Consider the following 1,218-nt stretch of genomic DNA (forward strand, 5'->3'; position numbering starts at 1 on the left):
TTTAGAAAGTATTCTTACCACCAAAAGAGACGTTGCGTGCCAATGTATCCACTAAGCCTAATTGCTTTTGGTCATACAAACGCACATCACGCAGCTCATAAGGGGCTTTCACATTAGCGTCCGCTAAAATCGCTGCATCGAATGGCAACTTAATGCTGTCTGAGCCAGCATTCGTGCTTTGCGCTGCGTGTGTTTCCATAACAGGAACCAATTGACCGCGTGCATTAGTTCCGTAAAGGATACCGCGCACTTCATAACGACCCGCTTCTTTCGCCACTAAACGCACATTAGCTGACAAACCGTCTTTCTCAACAAACGATGCGCCGTTTAGCTTCGCTGTGTCGCGTGATAACGCAAACGCCACTTTCGCATAACGTGGAATGCTTAAGTCGTTGTCCGACGCAACCGATTGCACGCGTAACTCATACAAACCGTTAATCGGTGAGATGATGTCCGCTTGCTCTGCCGCACTGAACACCACTTCGTCACCATTCACTTTCACAGAAACCTGAGACACCTTACCGTTAGGTGCAACTAACTGTGCTGTGGCTTTGTCGATGTTTAACGCGTCACTGCCTTTTAGCATTTCGCCGCGCGCTATTACTTTGTCGCCCGCTGTATAGCTTTGCGTTGGAATGCTAACCGATAAGTTATAAGGTGAGTTTTTCTCTTTCACCTGCACAATGTACTTATCGCTCGCCGCTAGACCTTGCTCAGATTTCAACGTTAACGCACCAAAAGCCGCGTCTTTCACTGTGTTTAGAGCTACGGTGTCACGGAACATGCCCACTTGCGACAATTGCTCTGCCGTCACTCGCGTATCAACTAAAGATACTGATGGCGCGTTGGCATGACGTAGTTGCAATAAACCCGTGTCTAATTGAGACGCTCCGCTTTTACGAGAAATTAGGAACGAAACGTTAGATTGCGTGGTGTTTAATGTAACGCCTTTGTTCAGTTGTGCTCCTGACACTTCCATCAAGTAGCTGCTGCTAAGGGCATTATAAGCCTGTGTGGTTTCCAGCTTCGCACTTTGCGTTACCGGAAAACTATAGTGCAAAAAGTCATTTGCGCTTTTCGTTTCAAGAACTTGAGCTGATGCCGCGACTGACAGCATAGACAAGCCCAACGTCAATAATTGCTTTTTCATGTTCTGGCTCCTGCTTAGATGTCGTTACGGATGATAACGTCAAGATTGAAACAATCGCGACGAGACTG

The 1,218-nt window shown here is 47.1% G+C and carries 1 protein-coding gene; it reads right to left on the minus strand.

Annotated features, from left to right (window positions below; translation table 11 throughout):
* Position 1: 1 nt before the first annotated feature.
* On the minus strand, positions 2-1,150 hold the full coding sequence (locus HJG39_RS19235) for a DUF4785 domain-containing protein (protein ID WP_268412033.1): 1,149 nt from the start codon (positions 1,148-1,150) through the stop codon (positions 2-4).
* Positions 1,151-1,218: the final 68 nt, after the last annotated feature.

Source organism: Alteromonas sp. a30, from assembly GCF_026788005.1.
Classification (GTDB): domain Bacteria; phylum Pseudomonadota; class Gammaproteobacteria; order Enterobacterales; family Alteromonadaceae; genus Paraneptunicella.

Excerpts from the sequence above, each read along its gene's own strand:
- HJG39_RS19235 (WP_268412033.1), bottom strand. The coding sequence starts at position 1,150 with ATGAAAAAGCAATTATTGACGTTGGGCTTGTCTATGCTGTCAGTCGCG.